The 6,593-nt window shown below is 61.9% G+C and carries 7 protein-coding genes and 1 pseudogene; 5 read left to right on the top strand and 3 right to left on the bottom strand.

Annotated features, from left to right (window positions below; all coding sequences use genetic code 11):
• Positions 1 to 162 precede the first annotated feature (162 nt).
• On the bottom strand, positions 163 to 1,440 hold the full coding sequence (locus DBR20_RS07385; RefSeq protein ID WP_108265728.1) for a hypothetical protein: 1,278 nt from the start codon (positions 1,438 to 1,440) through the stop codon (positions 163 to 165).
• A 35-nt stretch (positions 1,441 to 1,475) separates the two neighbouring features.
• Positions 1,476 to 2,393, bottom strand: coding sequence for an ATP-binding protein (locus DBR20_RS07380; protein WP_108265727.1), 918 nt, complete (start codon positions 2,391 to 2,393; stop codon positions 1,476 to 1,478).
• A 388-nt stretch (positions 2,394 to 2,781) separates the two neighbouring features.
• Here DBR20_RS07380 and DBR20_RS07375 point away from each other — a divergent pair, with 388 nt between their 5' ends.
• The 3 genes from DBR20_RS07375 (at position 2,782) to DBR20_RS07365 (ending at position 4,330) form a co-directional block, all read left to right on the top strand.
• Entirely contained in the window at positions 2,782 to 2,991 is a 210-nt protein-coding gene (locus DBR20_RS07375; protein WP_181393043.1) for a hypothetical protein, read from the top strand.
• A 91-nt stretch (positions 2,992 to 3,082) separates the two neighbouring features.
• Complete coding sequence (locus DBR20_RS07370) at positions 3,083 to 3,508, top strand: TonB family protein (RefSeq protein WP_108265725.1); 426 nt, start codon at positions 3,083 to 3,085, stop codon at positions 3,506 to 3,508.
• 453 nt (positions 3,509 to 3,961) lie between these two features.
• Complete coding sequence (locus tag DBR20_RS07365) at positions 3,962 to 4,330, top strand: hypothetical protein (protein WP_108265724.1); 369 nt, start codon at positions 3,962 to 3,964, stop codon at positions 4,328 to 4,330.
• A 111-nt stretch (positions 4,331 to 4,441) separates the two neighbouring features.
• Here the strand turns inward: DBR20_RS07365 and DBR20_RS07360 are convergent.
• A pseudogene (locus tag DBR20_RS07360) lies at positions 4,442 to 4,537 on the bottom strand (transposase); the annotation flags it as partial.
• 136 nt (positions 4,538 to 4,673) lie between these two features.
• On the opposite strand from DBR20_RS07360, the gene DBR20_RS07355 reads away from it, so the two are divergent.
• Together DBR20_RS07355 and dcm are read left to right on the top strand one after the other, a co-directional pair.
• Complete coding sequence (locus DBR20_RS07355; RefSeq protein ID WP_108265723.1) at positions 4,674 to 5,768, top strand: hypothetical protein; 1,095 nt, start codon at positions 4,674 to 4,676, stop codon at positions 5,766 to 5,768.
• 201 nt (positions 5,769 to 5,969) lie between these two features.
• A partial coding sequence (dcm, locus tag DBR20_RS07350) for a DNA (cytosine-5-)-methyltransferase (RefSeq protein WP_146186969.1) occupies positions 5,970 to 6,593 on the top strand: 624 nt, incomplete at its 3' end.

Below are 6,593 nucleotides of genomic sequence, written 5' to 3'. Positions count from 1 at the left end.
CGCGCTCCGTGCCTTCCCAGTTGGCCTTCCAGTTATCAGGCCGCGCAGTGCGCCACACCCCCACAACGGTCGCCACTGCGGCGCCGAGGATGATCGCGAAGAAGGCCAGCTGGAACGGCTCACTGAAATCCGGCCAGATGAAGTCAACGACGTGTACAAGCATCAGGCCGCAACCTCAACCAGGCGCTGCACGCGCTCCAGGCACTCATCCTCGAAGATGTTGGCGAAATCGATGATCAGTTCCTGCTGCCTGGGCGTGAACTCGTTCCACTGCTTGCCCTGCTCGGCACCCTGGATGATGAGCTCGCCAACCTGCTGCCCGGCATCGATCAGGTAGCCCATTCCAGCAGCCTCAAGCTCCTCGGCGGGGCGCTCAAGGACCTGCAGGAAGCCCTCAGCCGCATGCAGGTACTGGGAGAGCGCCAGCTTTTCGTCTGCCAGGTCGTCGAATGCTTTCTGCTCAAGCGGTACGGAGAGACGAAGAACATCCAGTTCAGCCTGGTCGGCTTCGTCAAGGCGCCCATCTGCCGAGATCGATAGCTCCGCCTCCAACCGGCGCAGCTTCACCTGCCTGGCGGGCAGCGTATCGTTCATTGCCTCCCACTGCGCTTCCAGTGCCTGGTTGCGCATGTGCCATGCCGGCAGCATTTCCTCGAAGGCGAACGGCAGCAGGCCACGACCATGTCGACGCTGCAGCAGGTCGTCCAACGCCTGCGCATCCTCGCTCGACAGAGAGGGATCCGCATTGAGCAGATCGGACGCCACGCGCACCAGGAAGATGTCGTCCGTATCAATGCGGCTCTCCGTCGCCGCCGCAAGCCGTGCATTCGCTTCCTTCAACAGCTTCTGCGTGGCGCGCAGGCGAAGGAAGTGGTCGACGTCGGCCACTTCGCCGGTCTCCACCAGTGCATTGATCCTGTCCTGTGCAAGCACCAGATCATTGACCATCGCCACCACCGATACCGCATGGGCCTGCTCTCCGCTGAAGCTGCCGGCAGCATCGCGGAACTTCTGCTGATACTGCTCGGCCTGTGCGCGCTCCGCGGCATCCAGCTCCACCTGCACGCCCTTCTCCATCGCCGCGTTCAGGCGCTTGGCGAGCTCGATGGTCCAGGTCACCGCCTTGTCAATCCAATGCAGCACGGGAGAGTTCTCCAGCGCCAACAGCGTATCAATGGCCAGAGCAACGTTCTTGATCAGCGGATGCGGAGCAACCGTGCGCAGCCACGCCGTAGCCTGTTTCACATACGGGCGCGCGGTCTTCCACAGATCCTTTGCCTTGGCGACGGTCTTCTCGCCGTCGGTGGCGACCAGGGTCACGACCTTGACCGCGGTTTTCTTGACTACTTCCCAGGTCTTCTGTGCGGCACTGGCAACCTTCTGTGCCGCCGTGCTGACGAAGCGTGTGGTTGCCGCAACTGCATTGGTGAACCATCCCATGGCTGGGTTCCTTTGGTGGTAGAGGAAGGGCGTGCTTACACGCCAAGAAGATCTCGGGCCGCCTGCGCGCCGGCGGGTGAAGACGCGTTGCGCCCGACGTGCTGCTGTGCGCGCTGTACGTCACTGATCGCCTGTTGCAGGTGTGGCCAGCTCAGCTTCGCCAGCGCGGGCTGGCAGTCGACGTCCAGCAGGGCCTTGGGCAACGCCAGTCGCAGGCAGGTGCGTATGTCCCGTCCCGAGAGACCGCGCGAGGCGTCGGCGGCCTGCCCCAGCAGCGCAGCCCGCTCGTCAGCCAGCGGAATGCCGGGCACCAGCATGCGGTCCCAGAGCGCGTGGCGGGCGAGCCTGTCGGGCAGGTCGAAGTGGATGTGATAGCTGATACGGCTGCGGAAGGCTTCGTCGTAGTTGCGCGCGAAGTTGCTGGCGAACACCACGATGCCTTCAAAGCGCTCCAGCTCGATCAGCAGGGTCGAGCGCATCGCGTTGACCTCGTTGTCCACGCCCTGTGTCACATTGGAAAGGCGGGCGCCCAGCAGCGTATCGGCCTCGTCGAAGAACAGCAGCGAGGCACTGTCGTGGGCCATCCTGAAAGCGGCCTGGATGTTGCGTGCGGTTTCGCCCATGTAGCGGCTTTCCAGCTCGGCAATGCCGATGTGGTGGAAGCCCAGCCCCAAGGTTCCGGCCAGCGCCTCGGCGGCCATGGTCTTGCCCGTTCCCGGCGGCCCATGGAAGTTGATGACGCTGCTGCGGCCGAGCGGATCAACCGCCTCGAATCCCCACTCGCGATAGATGGTGCGATGGTGGCGGATGCGCGCCAGGCACTCCTGCAGCTGCACGCGCGTCTGCGCGGCCAGAACCACGTCCTTCTCCAGCGAGAAGCGCGGCTGCCGCGCAGCGGGTAGCGCGTGATCTGCCGGCGCAACCGGCGGCGTGCGGTGACCAGCCCGGCTCATACCCGGACCATCCAGCGGTGACTTCCCGTCATCAACATCTTCCTGTGTCCTGCTGGCCGGCAACAGCGCCGGCCTAGAGCGTGCGACAACCCTGCGACATTGCACGTCGCAGGGCGAACCTGAGGTCGGTATCGGCATCCGCGCGGGGGACTTGAGCCCCACCGGAGCGGTGGCCCTGTATGGGCTACGTGCTACCGCCAGCGGGCTGGCAGCTGTCTGGATCTCGCCACATGTGACACCCATCAATAGAAGAACGACGACACTGTTCTAACGCTGCCTGCATTGGCGGGCAATCAGACCACTATGAAATGCAGAACCACGACGTGGACACCTCCCATCCTGTGAGACCCACTGCGACCATCCTTCCCACTCCCACCGAAGGATAACCATGACCAAGATCGACCCCACGTGGCTGGAAGCCTTCGATAAGGAGCTCCTCCATCTGTTCGCCATCGACCATAGCGATGCCGGCATGGATGAGTACCTGTTGCGCTGCTACGCAGACCTTCCTCCACGCGAAGCAGCACTGGCGTTCGGCAGCGACTACGAGCTGGAGCGCGATGATGCGCTGTGGCCACGGCCGGGCGTGCCTGTGTGAACCATGCAGCAGTCCGGCACCCCGGCATTCAAGGCAAGCGATGCCAGGGCATGGCCGCTATGCTGGCAGCGCACCGGAATGGAAACCACGCATGCCCCGTTTGACCACCGCCCTGGCACTGAACCTCGTTCTGATGCTGCTGGGCGCTACACCTGCCATGGCCATGGCGGCAGACCCGCAGGTTTCCACCGAGGTGTTCGTAGAGCGCGGTGACAACCCCACCTTCGAGCTACCGCAGGCGCCTGCCGTTGTGTATTCAACGGCCCCTGCCACGCCGCCCGATACCGTGCTGCAGGTCCCCATGGAGGTGCTGTTGGTTGCTCAATTGGATGAGCTGGGCCACGTTTCCAACGTGATGGTGGCGCGGTCCAGCGGACTGCGGGAGATTGATCGTGCAGCCTTTACCGCCGTGGACCAGTGGCGCTTCGAACCGGTCGTGCTTGAAGGCGTCGCGCTGCATGCGCGGATTCGGGTACGTCTGACCTTCGTGCCCACGGCCGAGGCGCAGCCCGGCTGAACCGCTGCTCCAATCTGTCGTAATTGGTCCTACGCCGTGGACCTGGCTGTGGGCATCCTGCGCTTGGGGCCAATAGCGCCAAGCCCTTCAAGAGCGTTGCGGCGCAATCGCTTGCCGGCTTAACACCGTGTGCGACAATCCCGAAAGCGTCAGGACTGGCGATCGTCAGTTCTGCAGTTTCTTGGCATTTGGCCACTACGCGGGTATCTCTTGGCGTGCCACCGAAAAAGGGTGGCGCGGGACTCGAAAACCCGTCTATGTACCAGATGTATGCGCTTGCCGGCCGGCGTCACCTTTTGTGTGGCGCCGGCTGGCAATTCGTTCGCGTTCTATGGCGGGCGGTGCGTGGGGGCCTTCGTGCCCGCCGGTCTGGTACTTACCGGTTTTCGAGCCACGCACCGTCCGCCGCCTTTATCTGGTGGCGCTGCTATCTGTCCTGTACGGAGCATTGCCATGAACACATCGGACTTCCGTTCCCTGCACGCGCAGTACGATCCGGACAACGCCGAACCCGAGCGCGAACCGTCCGTCGATCCCAACACCTTCGTCGCCACGCTGCACCGCATCGGCACTGGTGCGGCTGCAGACGGCCAGCCTTGGCCGGAGCGGCATCAACTGCCTGGGCGGTGTCTTCAGCTAGCGGATGCGGACTGCGCGCTGGCAGGGCTGCGTGTGGTGGCGGAGCTGATGCTGGCTGCGGAGCGCACGCGGCAGAACGGCGCACCCGAGGAGTACCTAGGGGATCGGGTGATGGAGGGGTTGAAGATGGCTTGTGTGGCGTTGACTGCGCAGGCCAGTGCGTGCCTGCAGGTGCGCGGGTAGTGCCTACTACGCTGCGGGTCTGGTGCGCTGCGGCGGTGCTGCCGCAGCGCTGCCCATGAGGGTGCCGCCCGTAGTTATCACCACCACGCTCATGTTGATGGGATTGGTGATCTCCCGGGCCACCTGGGCGCAGGTGACACCGGGCTGGCTCGCCTGCTCAACCGCAACGCGCTTGAACTCGGCACTGAACTTCCTACGCTTTGACATGAACACTCCTTATGGCTTGGATCGGCCTTCTTGTAAGTGGCCGTGAAAACGGGGGTGAACCCTTTAGATCGGGCTAAGTGCCGTATGCGACAGCTTCTGGCGCTATCCTGTCGAAAAATGACAGGTACGTCGAAGCATGATGGACGAAACTCCTTGGGGAACCTTCAGTTCGCTTGATCGCACTGATCGCGATCTGGCACACGAGATTTTGAAGTGGGACAAACATCAGGTTCTCGAGGGCATGGTCGTTGAACGCGCCTTCGATCAAATGCTCGAACACGCGGCGAGTGAATCGAATGGTGATCTGCAGCTTCTGGACCTGGAAACGTTCGTTGTTAAATCCCCCACGGCCGGATCTCCTCCAGTCGCTTTCGTGTGGCTCCGGGGCACTCAGCCGGGACAACGACGTTACCTTGACGCTCTCGCAAAGGTGTTCACCGTGTATCACCTTGAGCTGATCAACGATGATTTCCATGCCAGTCTATGGGATTCGAAGCACTTGACGCCAAGACGGCCTCTGGCGGATCTGGTTCGGGATATCGGACGAAAGCCGAGATACCAAGCCGTCGCACCAGATGTCAAGAATGAGGTGCGCCAGAACACAGCCATCTGGGGATTCCTTGCCGAGGCGCTCAGCACTGAGCAGATCTGGACGCAGCTGGTGATTCCGCGGCTCCTTGTGAATTTCCTGCTGCAGCCATTCTTCATCGGCACGTGGAACCTGGACAGGATCTGTCTATTCCGTGAGGAACTCTGGATGCTCGAACTCAAGCATAAGTTCCCTATGGGGTCAGGCGACAACTTCGGGTTGAACGATGGCGAGTTGCGCATGATGAGGTTGATGTCCGATGCCGGCCTGAGGCCTGCGCACATGATCATTGTCAAACCCGTCCGCGACATCACGGTCAAGCCCATGTATCTCTTCAACAACAGGCAGTTGCGCGAGCGTGCTGCCGTCATTGGGGTTGAGATGACACGCCAGAAGATCGATCTGATCGAACGGGAACCCCTGCGAAAATCCGCCAAGCACACGACCATCACTGGGACTGGAACCGTTGGATTCCGGGAGCTGCCGGTATCGATCTTTTCCAGACTTGGCACTTATGGTGAGGAGGGTCAGAAGATCTCACCAGAGATCCTCAAGCTCCTGTCGGGCCAGAAGCTTGAGCAGGCATCGGGCGGGTGGTTGGCAGAGTTGGCCCAAGTAGCGCCGACCGCTCCTCGGAAATGATGGGTCTCAGCTTTTGAGATCGACCCGGTGGAAGATGCCCCCGGCTTCTCAAGCCGCCATGCGTTTCGGACTGGACCGACGAGCCCCACCCCCCTTCTCTAGAGGCGTTGCCCCGACAGCGTGCCGAGGCAAGCCCTGATTGCCCCACTTCACCCACGGGAAGAAATTGGACATACTGTCCCCCGAATTCCCGGAGCGCCCATGAACGCGTACGAACTGATCGACCTCTCCCTCCAACGCTTCAGCCCCAAGGAGGTCGCCCAGGCATTGGGAGTTGATCCGAAGACGGTCCGCCGCTGGCAGCTGCGCGAGACCGAACCCAAGCCCTACATCGCCGATGCGATCCGCCAACGCCTTCTGCCCTTCGGTGAGCCACCGTCTGGCGAGGGCCAGTTCCGATTCATCGATCTGTTCGCCGGCATCGGTGGCATCCGTACTGCTTTCGAGAAGCAGGGCGGCCGCTGTGTATTCACCAGCGAATGGGATCCGTACGCTGTAAAGACATACAAGGCCAACTTCCATGATGGCCCCGATCACGTCTTCGCATCGGACATCACCAAGGTCCAGGAGAACGACGTTCCGGACCACGATGTGCTGTTGGCTGGCTTCCCTTGCCAGCCCTTCTCCATTGCCGGTGTGTCCAAGAAGAACTCCCTTGGACGTCCGCACGGCTTCTCCGACAAGACCCAGGGCACGCTGTTCTTCGACGTGGCCCGCATCATCGACGCCAAGCGTCCACGCGCTTTCCTTCTGGAAAACGTGAAGAACCTGATGAGCCACGACAAGGGCCGTACGTTCTCAACAATCATGGACGTGCTGAAGAAC

It is taken from the genome of Stenotrophomonas sp. HMWF023, from assembly GCF_003060985.1.
Taxonomy (GTDB): Bacteria; Pseudomonadota; Gammaproteobacteria; order Xanthomonadales; family Xanthomonadaceae; genus Stenotrophomonas; species Stenotrophomonas lactitubi.
The sequence above is the reverse complement of the archived record's forward strand: the minus strand, read 5'-3'. Positions and strand labels throughout refer to the sequence as shown.

Bases quoted from the DNA above. Each gene is read 5' to 3' on its own strand.
- DBR20_RS07385 (WP_108265728.1), bottom strand. From the start codon at position 1,440: ATGGGATGGTTCACCAATGCAGTTGCGGCAACCACACGCTTCGTCAGC.
- DBR20_RS07380 (WP_108265727.1), bottom strand. From the start codon at position 2,393: ATGAGCCGGGCTGGTCACCGCACGCCGCCGGTTGCGCCGGCAGATCAC.
- DBR20_RS07375 (WP_181393043.1), top strand. From the start codon at position 2,782: ATGACCAAGATCGACCCCACGTGGCTGGAAGCCTTCGATAAGGAGCTC.
- DBR20_RS07370 (WP_108265725.1), top strand. From the start codon at position 3,083: ATGCCCCGTTTGACCACCGCCCTGGCACTGAACCTCGTTCTGATGCTG.
- DBR20_RS07365 (WP_108265724.1), top strand. From the start codon at position 3,962: ATGAACACATCGGACTTCCGTTCCCTGCACGCGCAGTACGATCCGGAC.
- DBR20_RS07355 (WP_108265723.1), top strand. From the start codon at position 4,674: ATGATGGACGAAACTCCTTGGGGAACCTTCAGTTCGCTTGATCGCACT.